Origin of the sequence: Fulvivirga sediminis, from assembly GCF_016757215.1 — a bacterium.
In the GTDB taxonomy this organism is placed as follows: Bacteria; Bacteroidota; Bacteroidia; order Cytophagales; family Cyclobacteriaceae; genus Fulvivirga; species Fulvivirga sediminis.
On the sequence record NZ_JAESIY010000003.1, the window covers coordinates 132,577 to 149,204 of the forward strand.

14 protein-coding genes are annotated in these 16,628 nt (G+C 38.8%); 10 read left to right on the top strand and 4 right to left on the bottom strand.

The window, feature by feature from the left end; genetic code table 11:
• From JL102_RS06445 to JL102_RS06460, 4 genes are all read left to right on the top strand, one after another.
• Complete coding sequence (locus JL102_RS06445; protein WP_202243445.1) at window positions 1–1,365, top strand: efflux RND transporter periplasmic adaptor subunit; 1,365 nt, start codon at window positions 1–3, stop codon at window positions 1,363–1,365.
• Between the two features lie 137 nt (window positions 1,366–1,502).
• On the top strand, window positions 1,503–2,276 hold the full coding sequence (locus tag JL102_RS06450) for a glycosyltransferase family 2 protein (protein ID WP_202243446.1): 774 nt from the start codon (window positions 1,503–1,505) through the stop codon (window positions 2,274–2,276).
• Window positions 2,273–3,100, top strand: a complete 828-nt coding sequence (locus JL102_RS06455; RefSeq protein WP_202243447.1) for a glycosyltransferase family 2 protein — start codon at window positions 2,273–2,275, stop codon at window positions 3,098–3,100. Before JL102_RS06450 ends, JL102_RS06455 begins: the two co-directional genes overlap by 4 nt.
• Complete coding sequence (locus tag JL102_RS06460; RefSeq protein ID WP_202243448.1) at window positions 3,101–4,084, top strand: glycosyltransferase; 984 nt, start codon at window positions 3,101–3,103, stop codon at window positions 4,082–4,084.
• Window positions 4,085–4,088: 4 nt separating this feature from the next.
• Here the strand turns inward: JL102_RS06460 and JL102_RS06465 are convergent, their stop codons facing one another.
• The 4 genes from JL102_RS06465 to accC are packed head-to-tail and all read right to left on the bottom strand — an operon-like array spanning window position 4,089 to window position 8,372.
• A complete protein-coding gene (locus tag JL102_RS06465; protein ID WP_202243449.1) occupies window positions 4,089–5,018 on the bottom strand; it encodes a CPBP family intramembrane glutamic endopeptidase in 930 nt (309 codons plus the stop codon).
• 3 nt (window positions 5,019–5,021) lie between these two features.
• Window positions 5,022–5,594 (bottom strand): Maf family nucleotide pyrophosphatase, encoded by a 573-nt coding sequence (locus tag JL102_RS06470; RefSeq protein WP_202243450.1) that lies wholly within the window; start codon window positions 5,592–5,594, stop codon window positions 5,022–5,024.
• Entirely contained in the window at window positions 5,557–6,858 is a 1,302-nt protein-coding gene (locus tag JL102_RS06475) for a DUF1015 domain-containing protein (protein WP_202243451.1), read from the bottom strand. Before JL102_RS06475 ends, JL102_RS06470 begins: the two co-directional genes overlap by 38 nt.
• Before the next feature lie 8 nt (window positions 6,859–6,866).
• Window positions 6,867–8,372, bottom strand: a complete 1,506-nt coding sequence (accC, locus tag JL102_RS06480) for an acetyl-CoA carboxylase biotin carboxylase subunit (RefSeq protein WP_202243452.1) — start codon at window positions 8,370–8,372, stop codon at window positions 6,867–6,869.
• Window positions 8,373–8,537: 165 nt separating this feature from the next.
• Between accC and JL102_RS06485 the strand changes: the two genes are divergently transcribed.
• The 6 genes from JL102_RS06485 (at window position 8,538) to JL102_RS06510 (ending at window position 16,628) form a co-directional block, all read left to right on the top strand.
• Window positions 8,538–9,785 carry an aminotransferase class I/II-fold pyridoxal phosphate-dependent enzyme gene (locus JL102_RS06485; protein WP_202243453.1) on the top strand — a complete coding sequence of 416 codons (1,248 nt, stop codon included), beginning with the start codon at window positions 8,538–8,540 and terminating at the stop codon, window positions 9,783–9,785.
• A gap of 110 nt (window positions 9,786–9,895) precedes the next feature.
• A complete protein-coding gene (locus tag JL102_RS06490) occupies window positions 9,896–10,075 on the top strand; it encodes a histone H1 (protein WP_202243454.1) in 180 nt (59 codons plus the stop codon).
• 369 nt (window positions 10,076–10,444) lie between these two features.
• Window positions 10,445–11,626: a glycoside hydrolase family 26 protein gene (locus JL102_RS06495; RefSeq protein WP_202243455.1), complete on the top strand. Its 1,182-nt coding sequence runs from the start codon at window positions 10,445–10,447 to the stop codon at window positions 11,624–11,626.
• Entirely contained in the window at window positions 11,623–13,524 is a 1,902-nt protein-coding gene (locus JL102_RS06500; protein WP_202243456.1) for a sodium:solute symporter family protein, read from the top strand. Before JL102_RS06495 ends, JL102_RS06500 begins: the two co-directional genes overlap by 4 nt.
• A 16-nt stretch (window positions 13,525–13,540) precedes the next feature.
• Complete coding sequence (locus JL102_RS06505) at window positions 13,541–14,731, top strand: glycoside hydrolase family 130 protein (RefSeq protein ID WP_202243457.1); 1,191 nt, start codon at window positions 13,541–13,543, stop codon at window positions 14,729–14,731.
• Window position 14,732: 1 nt separating this feature from the next.
• The gene (locus tag JL102_RS06510; protein ID WP_202243458.1) at window positions 14,733–16,628 is read left to right on the top strand and encodes a sialate O-acetylesterase; all 1,896 of its coding nucleotides are present in this window, start codon (window positions 14,733–14,735) and stop codon (window positions 16,626–16,628) included.

The following is a 16,628-nucleotide window of genomic DNA, read 5'->3' on the forward strand; positions in this document are numbered from 1 at the left end:
ATGGCAAAGAATCAAAAATCAAATAAGTGGTTATACTGGTTAATTGGAGGGCTTATCCTACTCGTAGTTTTTCTGGTTGCAGCTAAGTCTGCGGGTATAATAGGCAATTCTGGAGAGATAGAAGTAGAACTGGCTAAGGCTAAAAAAGTTTCTATAATCGAAAAAGTAAGTGCATCTGGTATGGTGCAGCCCGTGGTAGAAGTGAAGCTGAGTCCGGAGGTTTCTGGAGAGTTAATAGAATTGAATATTGAGGAAGGGGACTCTGTAAGTGAAGGTGAGGTTTTGGCTAAAATCAGACCTGATAACTTTGAGGCTTCAGTGGAGCAATCTTTAGCTTCGTTAAACCAGCAAAGAGCCAATGTAGCTTCTTCAGAGGCCTCTTTGTCAAGAGCGGAGGCCACTTTGCAAACAGCGGAATTAGAATATAAACGGCAGAAAAAACTATATGATCAAGAAGTGATTTCTGATGCAGATTGGCAACAAGCAGAACAAAGCTATGCCGTAGCTAAGAATGATTATAAATCGGCACAGAAGTCATTGGAAGCAGCGAGATATATTGTAAAGAGTAGTCAGGCATCTTTAAGTCAGGCTCAGGAAAACTTAAGAAGAACCACGGTAACAGCACCTATGAGTGGCACTATATCTAAGCTTAACGTAGAGGCGGGTGAAACCGTTCTTGGTACACAGCAATTTCAAGGAACTGAAATCATGAGAATTGCTGACCTCAATAAAATGGAAGTGCGTGTAGATGTGAATGAGAATGATATCATAAGAGTATCTTTAGGAGACACTGCCATTATAGATGTAGATGCCTACTCTCATCTCGATAAGGATTTTAAAGGATTGGTTACCTCCATAGCCAATACTGCTAATGAGAAAACTACTTCAGATGCTGTTACAGAATTTGAAGTAAGGATTAGAATATTGAATTCATCTTATGAAGATTTAGTGAAGGAAGGCAACCGTTTTCCTTTCCGTCCTGGCATGACGGCCAGTGTTGATATTATTACCAGCAGTAAATCTGGAGTGCTGGCGGTGCCACTTTCATCAGTAACCACACGTGATGCAGAAAAAGCAAAAACAGATGATGGTGAGGATGGTGAAAAGGCCACTGATAGAGGCAAGTCCAAAGGAGGGAAAGATGATATAAAGGAGGTGGTATTTGTTAATGAAGGCGGAATTGCGAAAATGCGAGAAGTGAAGACGGGTATCAGCGATTATGAAAATATCGAGATTGTAGAAGGAATAAAGGATGGCGAAGAAATAATTAGTGGTCCATTTTTAGCGGTATCTAAACGTTTGGAAGATGGGAAGCCAATAGCTGTAGATGAGGAGACGGATGCAAGTGGAGATGAAAAACCTTAATATAAACTGAATTATTACCCTTATTGAAGAAAGAGTTCTGCTGAAAAGTGGAACTCTTTTTTGTTATTGGATAAAAAGTTAGAAAGATGGCTGGCAAATATTACTTTTGTAAGATTGATATAAACGTATAATTCATTTTGGGAAATCCAGTACTGATCTCAGGCGTTATAATTACGTACAACGAGGAAAGGAATATAGAGGCTTGCATTCGGTCTATTAAAGATGTAGTAGATGAAATAGTTGTTGTAGATTCATACAGCACCGATAAAACGCCTGAAATTTGCAAAAAGTTAGGAGTAGTATTTCTACAGCAACCTTTTGAGGGCCATATCGAACAAAAAAACTATGCTATGCAGCAGGCCGCTCATGATCATATCTTAGCGCTCGATGCTGATGAAAGGCTGTCTCCAGAGCTAAGTAGCTTCATTAAACAGGTGAAATTCAATTGGCAATATGATGCATATCGCTTCAATCGGTCAAATAATTATTGCGGAGCCTGGTTAAAAAGATCTTGGTATCCTGATGCCAAACTTAGGTTGTGGGATAGAAATAAGGGGCATTGGGGAGGAACTAATCCTCACGACAAAGTGGTCATGGATGAGACTACTACCATTAAGCATGTTAAGCATGATATTCTTCATTATGCTTATGCAAATTTGGAAGAGCATTACGATCAGGTGAAAAAGTTTGCTATTATTGCGGCTAATGCGAAATATAGAAAAGGTAAAAAAGTCTATTTTTTTATTCATGTTATACTGAATCCATGGTATAAGTTCTTTAGAAAATATGTACTGAGATTGGGATTTTTAGATGGATATTATGGTTTTATATTTAGTGGACTAACTGCTTACCTTAATTTTATGAAGTATTTGAGGTTGTGGGAGTTAAATAGAAATGAAAAAAGAAAATGATGCAGGATAAAAAAATATCAGTTATCATGGCTACCTATAATATGCCCGAATGGCTGGAAAAGGTGCTTTGGGGTTATGAAAATCAAACTTTCAAAAATTTTGAAGTAATAATTGCTGATGATGGAAGTGGAGAAGAGACGCAGCAGATTATAGAAAGATTCAAAAAAGAGTCGCCTTTAGATATTGTACACCTGTGGCATGAAGATGAAGGGTATAGGAGACAAACCATTTTAAATGTGGCTATACAAAAAGCCAAGTACGATTATGTACTCTTTACTGATGGAGATTGTATCCCTCGTGCCGATTTTGTGGAGACCCACGCTGTTTTTATGGAAAAAGGAAGATTTCTTTCAGGAGGGTACTGCAAACTTTCTATGGATGTGAGCAAGGCTATTACAGAAGAAGATATTAAGTCTCAAAAATGTTTTGATATAGAGTGGTTGAAAAGTCAGGGTTTTCATGGAACTTCTCAGTTTAGAAAGTTAGGAGCTCAAGGTAAATGGGCTAATTTCCTTGATTTCATTACCCCGGCTAATGCCTCTTTTAATAATTGTAATAGCTCTGCATACAAAGCGGACTTGCTCAGTGTAAACGGTTATGATGAGCGAATGAGATATGGTGGGCCGGATAGAGAAATTGGAGAAAGGCTAGAGAACTATGGAGTGAAAGGCAAACAAATAAGACACAGGGCTATTTGCTTGCATTTGGATCATTCTCGAGGATATAAAACAAAGGAATCCTTAGAGGCTAATTTGGCTATTAGAAGAAATACAAGAAAAAATAAAGTAACAAAAACCCCATTCGGAATAGAGAAGCAACAGTAAATGAAACTAAACATTTTAATTGTATTTGACAAGCCTATTCCTGTACTAAAGTATGGAGGAATACAGAGAATAGTTTGGTGGCTGGGTAAGGAATTAGTAAGTCAGGGGCATAATGTTACTTTTTTAGTGGGAGAAGGATCATCCTGTCCTTTTGCAGATGTAAAAGTTTACAATCGTGAGGTCAGCTTGGTAGACCAAATTCCAGAGGGTACTGATGTAGTGCACTCTTATATTCCTATACAAGAACCTTTGCCTGTTCCGTATCTTATCCATATGGAGTCGAACACAAAGGCGGCTTCTTATGATAAAAATACAGTTTTTGTTTCAGGTAATCATGCTAAGAGGCATCATGCGGAATGCTTCGTTTATAACGGCTTAGACCCTGACGACTATGGTAAACCTGATTTTTCTAAGAAGAAAAACCATTTACACTTTTTAGGTAAGGCAGCATGGCGTGTTAAGAATATTAAGGGAGCTATCCATGTGGCTCAAAAGGCTGGTCGGCACTTACATGTGTTGGGTGGTTCAAGGGTGAACTTTCACATGGGCTTTAGGTTTACTATCGACCCTAAAATGCACTTCTATGGTATGATAGGAGGGGAGGCTAAAAATAAAGTGATGAATGATTCTGGGGGGCTTCTTTTTCCTGTTATATGGCACGAACCTTTTGGTATAGCCATAACAGAAAGTATGTATTTTGGCTGTCCTGTATTTGCTACTCCTTATGGGGCTATTCCTGAAATTGTAGATGAAGAGAGTGGTTGTCTTTCTAATATATCAGCTGAGCTTATAGATCATATCAAAGAAAATAGAAGTTATGATCCACAGCGAATTCATGAACGAGTGATGGATGTTTTTACGGTGAAACAGATGACTGACTCCTTTTTGAAATTATACGAAAAGGTTATGAACGGAGAATCGTTGAATAAAGAGATTCCATATTATGATATGGATACTCATGAAAAATTCTTGCCTTTTGATTAGTCGTTTAGAGCTTTTGCAGCCACGCAAAAAACTCCATTAACCAAGCTACGCCTATATGTATGAGAACGCCGCCGAATATACTGCGGCTCTCTAAGGCGATTACTCCGAGAATATATCCACCAATAATAGAGCTGATGGCTTCTCCTTCAGGTTTACCAAAGTGATAGAAGCAGTACGTGACCACCATGGGGAGAACTACATTTCTACCGCAGATACTGCATAGTGCTAGTATCATAAAGCCCCTGAACATAAGCTCTATAGTAAGGAAATTCCAACCATAGGCCAGCTCATAAATAATAGCAGGTACCCATTTGGGTGATTGTAAGGCATAATAGGCCGAATTATTTTTGTAGAGAGGGTAGTGGTTGGCAAAGTTGTCAGTGAAAGAAGCCAGTGCAATTAAAGGGATCATCACGACCAGTATAAAAAGGTAAGGCTTGTGGTTAAAGCCTTTAACTGTTAGTCCATAGAAGCTTTTTTGCTGAGTGTCATAGTATTTATAAAAAAGAACTAAGGGGATAATGGTTGTGAAAATATTGACTAGATTTTTAGAAACTCTTGATGCCCAATACTGAAGTGCCACATCCATAAATTCCTTGATAAGTATGTTGTGGTAATGAAAGGCGGTATCAACAGCTAGTATAGTTAAAATGAGTAAGCTTTTTATCCAATATTCCTTATTCTTAAAAATGTGCCATTCATTTTTAAAATAGGCCATAATAATAGTGGCCGAATAATAGGCAAAGCAATAAAATAGAAAATAATAAAATAGTCTTATGCTCTTACCGTAATAACTGTCTAGAACTGAATCTTCAAAATCGAAGTAATAGTTTAAAGACATAGCTATAGCCAAGAAAGCAGCAATAGCCAGGTAGTATGATGCCTGAAAATCCTCTTTGAGGTGTATTTTCAGGTACTTTAATATTTGCTTCAAAATTTAAAACTTGGAGTGAAGTACTTCATAAACTCTATGCACCGGCAGGCCTGCCACGTTATAGTAGGAGCCTTGCATATTAACTATACCAATCATGCCTATCCACTCCTGTATGCCATAAGCTCCGGCTTTGTCATAGGGCTTGTAGTTATTTACATAAAATTCTATTTCTTCGTGGCGAAGCTCTTTAAATGTTATTTCTGTAATATCGGAAATGATGTGTTTTTGATCCTTATCAGCTATGCATACCCCAGAGCAAACGGTATGACTTTTACCAGACATAGACCTAAGCATATTACATGCTTCATCATAGTCTGCAGGCTTGCCTAAAACTTTTCCATCTACAATAACTACCGTATCAGCGGTAATGATTATTTCGTCTTTTATCTCAGGTAGAAAGGCGTTGGCTTTTTTTTCTGATAAAAAAGGAGCTACTTCTAAAGCAGGCAGGTCTGGATGATAAGTTTCCTCTACCTCTTTGGTGCGTACTTCGAACTGAAAGCCCATGGCCTCCATGAGCTGTTGTCTTCTTGGCGACTTAGAAGCAAGGATCAGGGATCGGTCGAAATTCTTCATTTTTAATAGAGCTAAATAAAAATCCACATATAACTTTTGGGTAGAAGTAGGTTGATTTTTGAGGCATAGTTTTACCACTGTAGCAAACCTTTTTCACATCATCCATAGAGATTTCATTAGTAATAATGGCCATTTGTGCTTTGCCTGTAATTACTTGAGTAAGGCAGTCTCCTATGCTTCTTTCAAAATTTATATTCTCCGATGAGCGCTGATCTTTTCCTTCTATTCCTAATACCTTATCTATGATAAAATAATGCATTATAGTTAGGTCTAGCTTTTTAACTTCATCGGGGAAGTCCCAAGGATTTTTGTCAAGAGCCTCAGGCTTGAGCCTTACTTTATATGCATTGTCCTTGAAAATTAATCCAAAAGCCCAAGGTTTGCCTAAAATCACTTCATGAATAGTATGGGCCTCTTCTACAGGTTTTATAGTGAAATCTTCCTCTAGCTTGCTAAGGATTACGGCTTCATCAAAATTAGGTAAGCCACTTATAACACGATGGGTAGGTAGAATTCTTAGGTCATCAGATTCTGTGTTTGTAAGGAACATCATATGGAAATTATAGCCTTCATCACCTGTATGTTGAGGGTTTTCCTTCATTTTATCTTTACGATATTGGAGCGAACCTTCATATCTATGGTGTCCATCAGCCAAAATCACCGGCTTTTCTTTGAGAACATGCATAAACCTTTTTATGACTTCTTTGTCATGAATTACACTCAACACATCTCTTACTCCCTGGTAATCTTCTGTTTCGTATAAGGGACTTTTCATACTTTCGTCCATATACTTCTCCAGTGCAAAGGTGCTGTCTGTATATAAGCCGTGTGTAGGGCTTACGTTGAGTTCAGTAGCTTTTAACAGATCAATTCTGTCATTGACAGCTTTGGGAATAGTGTTCTCGTGTCTTAAAATTACATTTTCATCCCAGTCATAAGCTTTTATATTGCAGATAAAGCCTTTGCGGCAATACTTTTTCTGGCTGCCCGGTAGAGAGAAGTGCTGGTAATAAACATAAATACCCGGAACAGGGTCTTGCTCTATTACTTTATTATCTTTCCATTCTGATAGCCTTTTGGCTGCAGAGTATGCCTGGTCGTTTTCACTGGGGACAGACAGGTGTACACTGTTATACAGGGTGTTATAGAGTTTTTTTCTTTGCTTTTCGGAGACTACATCAAATAATGGTGATGTTAAATTTTCTATTTCAGTACTGAGTTCAGAGCTATACCTCCAGGCTCTGAACGGTTGTATTTCGGCCATGCTTAAATTTACTGTTTTCTGGCTCTGCTTTTCCACTTAGTCATGGAAGAAGACAGGCCTTTTTTATTTTCTTGCTGGTTGCTTTTTGTATTGGTATCAATTAATAAACTGGCGAAAACGGCAGCTATTTCCTCTTCTGATTCATTAGATTCAGATGTTAGTACATCAGAAGAAAAGTATTTTTCGACAAATTTAGTGTCAAAATTACCAGATACAAAAGCATCGTGCTGAAGTACATATTTACAAAATTCCAACGTAGTTTCTATGCCTGAAATCTCATATTCGTTTATAGCCCTAATCATACGGCTGATAGCCTTGGTCCGATCTTCATCAAAAGTGATGAGTTTAGCGATCATAGGGTCATAGTGTATAGGTATCTGCATGCCTTCTTCAAAACCATCGTCTACTCTTATACCAGGCCCTTGTGGCCTTTTATAAAGCTTTAGTTTACCTATATCTGGTAAAAAATTATTTTTAGGATCTTCAGCATACACCCTTACTTCCAGGGCATGGCCGTTGATGCTTAAATCTTCTTGTTTGTATCGTAAAGGAGCTCCTTCAGCTACATATATCTGTTCTTTTACCAAGTCTAACCCGGTTATCTGTTCGGTTACGGGGTGCTCTACCTGTAAACGGGTATTCATTTCCAGAAAGTAAAAATTCAGCTGATCATCTACAATAAATTCTACGGTTCCAGCCCCATAATATTGGCATGATTTAGCCACATTAATAGCAGCTTGGCCCATTTTGTCTCTGATTTCAGCAGTGAGCACTGAAGAAGGAGCTTCTTCTATTACTTTTTGATGTCTTCGCTGAATCGAACATTCTCTTTCGAATAGGTGGATAACATTTCCTTGCTGATCTCCCAATATTTGAAATTCAATGTGTCGTGGAGAGGTCACAAATTTTTCTATAAAAACTGATCCATCTCCAAAAGCGGATTTCGCCTCGCTTACAGCTCTTTCCATCTGAGGTTGAAACTCTTCTTCTTTTTCTACTATCCGCATGCCTTTTCCGCCACCGCCTGCACTGGCTTTAATTAAAATAGGGTAACCTATTTCTTTGGCTATCTCTTTGGCTTCTTCAACATCATCTATGGCTTTTTCAGTACCAGGTACCAGAGGTACGTCAAATTGAGCTACAGCGGCCTTGGCGGCAAGTTTGCTACCCATAGTCTCTATGGCTTCAGGAGAAGGACCTATAAATATTATTCCTTCCTTTTGTACCCTTTTGGCAAATGCTGCATTCTCAGAAAGAAAGCCGTACCCAGGGTGAATAGCGTCTACTTTCAAACGTTTGCAAACTTCTATTAGTTTCTCTATGTTTAAGTAGGACTCAGAGGAAGGGGGAGGGCCAAGAAGTACGGCCTCATCAGCCTGACGTACATGAAGAGCCTGACGATCGGCTTCACTAAATACAGCTACGGTGGATATACCCATCTCCTGAGCAGAGCGTATTATTCGTAATGCTATTTCGCCTCGATTGGCAACAAGAATTTTATTGATTTTTGGCATAGAGGACGATTATTGGTTTAGTCACAATGCTAATTAAATATTTGCTATTTTCTAAATTAGGGTTTAATTAAAATAAACCTACACTTTTGAGAAGATGGGTATTAGTGTTAGATTTGTGTGTTTTTTTGAAAGAACAGAACGTTTTAGAACTAAAAACTAAGAGTAGTGGATCTATTTGATAAATTAAAAGTAGAACAAGGAGCACTAGGGCAGCATTCGCATCTCCCTAAAGATTATTTCATGTTTCCGAAACTGGAAGGGGAGATATCACCAAGAATGAAATTCAATGGTAAAGAAGTGCTGACCTGGAGTTTGAATAATTATTTGGGGTTGGCTAACCATCCCGAAGTAAGAAAAGTAGACGCGGAAGCGGCTGCTGAATGGGGATTAGGTTATCCGATGGGAGCCAGAATGATGTCTGGGAATACTGTACGCCATATTGAATTGGAAGAGAAGCTTGCTAAATTCGTTGATAAAGAAGCCGTAATGCTTTTGAATTTCGGATATCAAGGGGTGCTTTCAATCATAGATGCTGTCGTGGATCGAAAGGACGTGATTGTTTATGATGCTGAGTCTCATGCTTGTATTATTGATGGTGTAAGGCTGCATATGGGAAAAAGATATGTATTCCCGCATAACAACATTGAAAACCTTGAAAAACAGCTAGAGAGAGCTAAGAAAATCACTGACGAAACAGGAGGTGGTATATTAGTTATCACAGAAGGTGTATTCGGTATGTCTGGAAATCAGGGTAAACTGAAAGAAATCATTGCTCTTAAAGAAAAATACCAATTCCGTCTATTTATAGATGATGCTCATGGTTTTGGAACTATGGGTAAAACAGGTGCTGGTACTGGTGAAGAGCAAGGATGCCAGGACGGAATAGATCTTTACTTCTCTACTTTTGCTAAGTCTATGGCTAGTATTGGTGCTTTTGTAGGTGGAAATGAGTCTATCATCACTTACTTAAGGTATACTTTGAGGTCACAGATCTTTGCTAAGTCATTACCAATGCCATTGGTTATCGGAGCATTAAAAAGGTTAGAGCTTTTACAAACTCAGCCTGAGCTGAAAGACAACCTTTGGAAAGTGGTAAATGCACTTCAATCTGGCTTGAAAGAAAACAACTTTGATATAGGAACTACTAAATCTCCTGTAACCCCTGTATTATTTAAAGGAGGTTTGGGTGAGGCAGCTAACTTGGCTATGGACTTAAGAGAGAATTTTAATATTTTCTGTTCTATGGTTATTTATCCTGTTGTTCCTAAAGATGTTATCATGATTAGGCTTATTCCTACCGCTGCTCACACGCTAGAGGATGTTGAAGAGACTATCAACGCTTTTGCCTCAGTGAAAGACAAATTGGATAGAGGAGTTTACCAAAGGGAAGAAATTATATCAATAACCCGCTAAAAAATCAAAAATAAGTCTGTTTTTGGTTGAATTATAAACATTTTGAGTATATTGCCAGCTCAAAATCAATTGTAGAAAATTTTAAATAACCTTAAAAAAAATTATCAAGTATGGAAAAAAGATTTGAGCAACTGAAAGATTTAGTAATGTCATTAGAAGGAGACTTCGACAAATTCTATAATAAAGGAAATAATGCTGCAGGTACTAGAGTGAGAAAAGGAATGCAGGAGTTGAAAAATCTAGCTCAAGACATCAGAGTAGAAGTACAAGAGAAAAAGAATAACGAATAGTTCGAAATAAACTCAAATCAAAAAAAGGGTGACTATACTAGTCATCCTTTTTTTATTTTACAGCTATTCATTTTTGTGAAAGCGCCTATTAGTTCACTTTAGGGCCTTTTTAAATAAATACCCAATCAAAATGTGAAATTTCACATTGCTCTCCCAATCTTAAAATATCCACTTTAGCGCCTGAAAGAGTTGTTTCTTAGATGAACAAAGTTTTAAGCGTCATATACAATATAATAAGTGAAATCAAGAGGAGGTCTAAAAGGAACCTCAACGTTTTATTTGCTTTTGAGCTGCTTATAGCTTTGGTCATAGTGGTTATGACCCTTGGGGTAATAAGCATGTTTATATAGCTAATAAAAAGTATAAAGAATGAAATTTATGGTTAAGGGTGTTTCCCTTACTTTTTTTCTCATAATTGTTTTTTCCTTATCAAAAGCTCAGAAGAGCAATTTGGATGTGGTGGATGAAAATGCTACCCGAAAAACAAAGATCTTATATGAGAACCTTTTAAAATTATCTAAAAAAGGGGTGATGTTTGGTCACCAAGATGACCTGGCCTATGGTGTTGGCTGGTGGGATGAACCAGAAGATTCCGATGTAAAAAGGATAACAGGAACTTATCCTGCTGTATTTGGCTGGGATCTTGGCTTTATAGAAACAGGAAGACCTTTTAATATTGACACAGTAGATTTTAAATCTATGCATCGCTGGATTAAAAAGGCCTATAAAATGGGGTGTATCAACACCATTTCATGGCATGTAAATAATCCTGTTAATGGTAATAACAGCTGGGATAAGGAACAAGGATCTGTAAAGCAGATACTTCCAGGGGGTAAATATCACTTTACTTACGTAGAATACCTGGATAAGGTAGCGGACTTTGCTAAGAAATGTAAAGCAGGACCTTTTACTTCTATTCCTCTTATATTTCGTCCTTTTCATGAGCATAATGGAAATTGGTTTTGGTGGGGTAAAGGCATGAATTCTGAGGAAGATTATATTCAACTTTATCGTTTCACAGTAACCTACCTAAGGGATGAAAGAAAAGTCCATAACCTCTTATATGCCTTTTCTCCTGATAGAAGCAGGTTAGATATTGATAATATCAAGGAAGCATATTTATACGGTTATCCTGGAGATAGTTATGTAGATATTATAGGCCTTGATAATTATTGGGATGTAGGTCATAGTGCTAATACTGCTACCCCTCAAGTACAACAACAACAACAGTTTCTGAAAAGCCTTCAGGCAGTAAGTCAACTAGCTAAGGATAAGCGTAAGGTGGCAGCACTTACGGAAACGGGTTCATTTGGAGTAAAAGATGAAAAATGGTTTACAGACTATATTCTAAGACCTATTCAATCGGCGCCTAATCCGCCGGCTATAGCCTGGATGCTTGTATGGAGAAATCGTTTTAAAGAAGAAACTTTTACACCTTTCCAAGGACATCCGGCAGCAGAAGACTTTAAACAGTTTGAGCAGAGTAATTACACCTTCTTTGCTGATGATATTCAAAACCTTTATCAACTGAATAAACCGCTGCTAAAATGAAATTATCCACCTTAGACCTATTAATAATACTGGGGTACCTGCTCTCTACGATAGTTATTGGTCTTTATCTAAAAAAGCGTGCTTCAAAAAACATCAACGCCTATTTTTTAGGAGGTAACACTTTGCCATGGTACATGCTAGGCCTTTCTAATGCTTCCGGTATGTTTGATATCTCTGGTACTATGTGGATGGTGACCCTGATGTTTGTTTATGGCCTTAAAAGCATATGGATACCTTGGTTGTGGCCTGTCTTTAACCAGATATTCCTCATGATTTACCTTTCAGTATGGTTGAGAAGGTCCAATGTGCTTACCGGAGCAGAGTGGATAAAAACCCGGTTTGGAAATGGAAAGGGAGCGCACATGTCGCACATTATTGTGGTTGTTTTTGCCATTTTTAGTGCACTGGGGTTTTTAAGCTATGGATTTATAGGAATAGGGAAGTTTATTGAAATATTCCTTCCTTGGGATAGCGTAGCACCTTATATGCCTTTTGATCTTACTTCAGAGCAAGTTCCCAACTTCTATGGAATAGTGCTTACTTCGGTGGCTACTTTCTATGTGGTAATGGGAGGGCTCATGTCTGTGGTATGGACTGATGTGTTGCAATTCACCATTATGACTGTCTCTGCCATTGTGATAGGCATCATAGCCATGAACAAGGTAAGTCATGATACTCTGATGAGTGTGGTGCCAGAAGGATGGGATAGTCCTTTCTTTGGTTGGCAATTAGACCTGGATTGGACTCAGATTTTACCTTCAGTGAACAGTAAAATTGAGGGAGACGGCTTTTCGCTTTTCACCATATTCTTTATGATGATGTTATTTAAAGGGGTGTTTGCCAGTATGGCTGGTCCTGCTCCTAATTTTGATATGCAAAAAGTACTGGCTACAAAGAAACCATCTGACGCCGCTAAGATGAGTGGTTTTGTGTCTTTGGTGCTGTTGCTGCCCCGTTATTTTATGATTGCCGGCTTCACGGTTTTAGCCCTGGTTTTTTTTAAAGATGATTTTCTGGCTATGGGCAATCAGGTAGATTTTGAAAAAGTGCTGCCTATGGCCATTAGCGAATTTGTTCCGGTAGGGCTGATGGGGCTTCTGCTGGCAGGCCTGCTGGCTGCCTTTATGAGTACTTTTGCTTCTACAGTAAATGCGGCCCCAGCTTATCTGATTAACGATATATATTTGAAATATATTAACCCTTCGGCCTCTCGAAAGCAGCTGATGAATTATAGCTACCTGGTATCTTTTTTAGTGGTGGCTCTAAGTACGCTTATAGGCTTGTACATTGAAGATATCAATAGTGTACTGCAATGGATAGTGTCTGCCCTTTACGGCGGTTACATCGCCGCTAACGTGCTTAAATGGCACTGGTGGAGGTTTAATGGAGCAGGCTATTTCTGGGGGATGGCGGCAGGTATTATCGCTTCAATGGTTTTTCCTGTTGTTTTTCCATATACATTACCGTTATATTACTTTCCTCTTACTCTTTTAGTTTCTGTGGTTGGGTGTATAGTAGGTACTTTTAGCGCTCCTCCGGCAGAAGACAATGTGCTGATAGAGTTTTATAGAAGTGTAAGGCCTTGGGGCTTTTGGAGACCTGTACATCAAATGGTAGTAGCTAAGGATCCTGGCTTTGAGAAAAACCAACATTTTAAAAGAAATGCTCTTAATGTGGTAGTGGGTATTATTTGGCAGACATCTCTTACCATCATTCCTATATACATTATTTTAAGAGAAGAACTACCTCTGCTTATTAGTGTTATTATTTTATTTATCACTATGCTTATTCTGAAAAAGAACTGGTATGATAAACTGGACAAAGAAGATGAGATTTTAGAAGAGGAAATTGAAAAAGGAACCTTAGATATGCCGCAAGAAGAGACGGTAGTAGCTTAAAAACAACTGAACAACCATGTTGAAAACACATTCTAAAGATAATATTAAAGCTCTCATTGAGGAGCATGAATATCTGATTAGTACCATTAACTCACCTATAGGCTCAAACAATGGTGTTTATGAAAGGTATGAAAATCCTATTTTAACGGCAGAGCATGCTCCCGTGCATTGGCGTTATGATTTCGATGAGGAGAGTAACCTTCTATTACTGGAGCGGCAGGGAATCAATGCAGTTTTTAATGCAGGTGCTATTAGCTTAGGAGATAGTATTTTACTGGTGGCCAGAGTTGAAGGCGTAGACAGGAAATCTTTTTTTGCGGTGGCAGAGAGCAAAACAGGAATCGATGGTTTTCGATTTTGGGATTTTCCTATTTTGCTGCCGGAGACGGATGATCCGGATGTGAATGTGTATGATATGCGTCTAACCAAGCATGAAGACGGATGGATTTATGGCCTGTTTTGCACAGAAAGGAAAGATCCTACTGCTGGTCCCGGAGACTTTTCTTCTGCCATAGCCCAGTGTGGTATTGTACGCACCAAAGATTTGAAATCATGGGAAAGGCTGCCCGATCTCAAGACTTCTTCCAGTCAACAAAGAAACTGTGTGCTGCACCCTGAGTTTGTTGCAGGTAAATATGCTTTTTACACCAGGCCTATGGATGGATTTATAGATACAGGTTCTGGTGGAGGCATCGGCTGGGGTATGTGTGATGATATTGCTAACGCGATTATCAAGAGCGAAATTATAATTGAAGACAGACGCTACCATACCATCAATGAAGTGAAAAATGGACAAGGTCCTGCTCCAATAAAAACAGAGGAAGGATGGCTACATCTGGCACATGGAGTGAGAAATACTGCGGCAGGCCTTCGTTATGTACTTTATATGTTTATGACCTCATTAGAAGAGCCTACAAAAATCACTTACCGGCCAGCGGGTCACTTTATAGCGCCTCATGGAGTAGAGCGAGTGGGAGACGTTTCTAATGTGGTTTTCACTAATGGCTGGGTGCAGCGTGGCCAAGATATATTTATTTACTATGCTTCTTCTGATACCCGAATGCATGTAGCCACCAGTACAGTAGAAAGGTTGGTGGATTATTGTAAAAACACCCCGGAAGATGGACTCCGATCTGGTAAAAGCGTGGAAGTGAGGTCTGAGATGATATATAAGAATCTTAAATGGATGAAAAACAATGACTTTTAAAATGATGACTAAGAGAATAATATTACTGACTTATTGGCTATGTATGTTTTGTTATAGCTCTTTTAGTCAATCAGTAAGACTGCCTCACATTTTTGCGGATCATATGGTATTGCAGCGAGATATACCGCTGCGGATATGGGGGTGGAATACACCAGATCAGGAGGTGAACGTGAAAATTGACAGCATTCAGGCTACTACCATTTCTGATGCCAATGGCAAATGGGAATTATTGCTTCCTCCCCATTCAGCTGGTGGACCTTACGAGTTAGAAGTAACTTCTGAAGGAACAGTAATTTTTAGAGATGTGCTGTATGGAGATGTTTGGTTAGCTGGAGGGCAGTCTAATATGGAATGGAAAATAGGTTGGAAAATTGATAACTGGGAAGAGGAACTAAAAGATGCCAACTATCCTAATATCAGATATTATGAAGTGGCTAATGAGTTAGCGCCAGATCCTCAATCAGATATTTCTTCGGGTAAATGGGTGAAAGCTTCATCTGAAACTGCTAAAGAGTTTTCTGCGGTAGCCTGGTTTTTTGCCAAACATAATCATCAGGAGAAGAAGGTTCCTGTGGGTATTATTGATAGTAATTGGGGAGGTACTCCGGCGGAGGCCTGGGTAGATGCCCGTAAATTGTTAAGTATCCCTGGCTATAAAGAAGAAGCTGCTCATGTGTTAGATCCTCACATAGATTGGGAAGAGAAGGTAAGACAAAATGAAGCTAATCAAGAAGAAAAGTGGCGTATAATAAGTGATAAAGAAGGCGCTATTAAAACAGGGGCTCAACTGATTTCTTACAAAGATAATAAATGGGAGGAGGTAGACGTGCCTACTGATGATCCTCTATCAGATATAGCCTGGCTGAGAAAAGATTTTAAGTTGAAAAATACTCCTCAAAAAGCACAATTATACTTGGGAGACCTGGTGCAGGAGGCTATGGTTTTCGTTAACGGGAAATTAATAGCAGAAGAAGGCTGGCAAGATACTACGGCTATTTTGGAAATTGAATCAGGCTTATTGAAAAAAGGAAAAAATCTGGTAGCTATAAGAGTAGTTAATAGCTGGGACAATAAGGTGCGAATAGGTAAGCCCGGAAAAGTGTGGTTAAAGGCTGGTGATGAAAAAATTGACTTGGAAGGAAAATGGAAATATTCTAATGACATTGAGCCTAAAGTTCCTAATGTGGAGTTTTATCATTGGAAGCCAGGATTTTTATATAATGCTATGATCGCTCCGCTTACTGGCTATGGTCTTAAAGGGTTTATATGGTATCAGGGCGAAAACAATGCCGGTCAGCATGAATATTATGAAGGTGTATTTAAGGCCCTAATTACCGACTGGCGTGTGCATTGGAAACAAGAATATGTTCCTTTTCTATTCGTGCAGCTGGCTAATTATATGCAGAGGGTAGAGGTGCAGCCAGAAAGTGACTGGGCTTACTTGAGAGATGCACAGTCTGGAGCATTGGAGTTACCTAATACCGGTATGGCTACCATAATAGATATTGGAGTAGCAGAAGATATTCACCCTAGGAACAAGCAGGATGTAGGGAAAAGATTATGGCTGGCAGCTCGAAAAGTGGCTTATAATGAAGATATTGTTTATTCCGGCCCTGTGTATAGCAGCATGCAGGTTACAGGTAATAAGGCTGAGATCAGTTTTGTGAACACCGGGGCAGGGCTTATGGTAAAAGGCAGTAAGTTAGAAGGTTTTATTATTGCTGGTGCTGATGGAGAATTTCACAAAGCTCAAGCTGAGCTCAAAGGGAACAAAGTAATTGTGACCTCCGATCTAGTAAATGCCCCCAAAGCTGTCAGGTACGGATGGGCTGATAATCCTAAGGCTACTTTATACAATAAAGAAGGCTTGCCTGCAGTTCCTTTTAAAACTGATTGA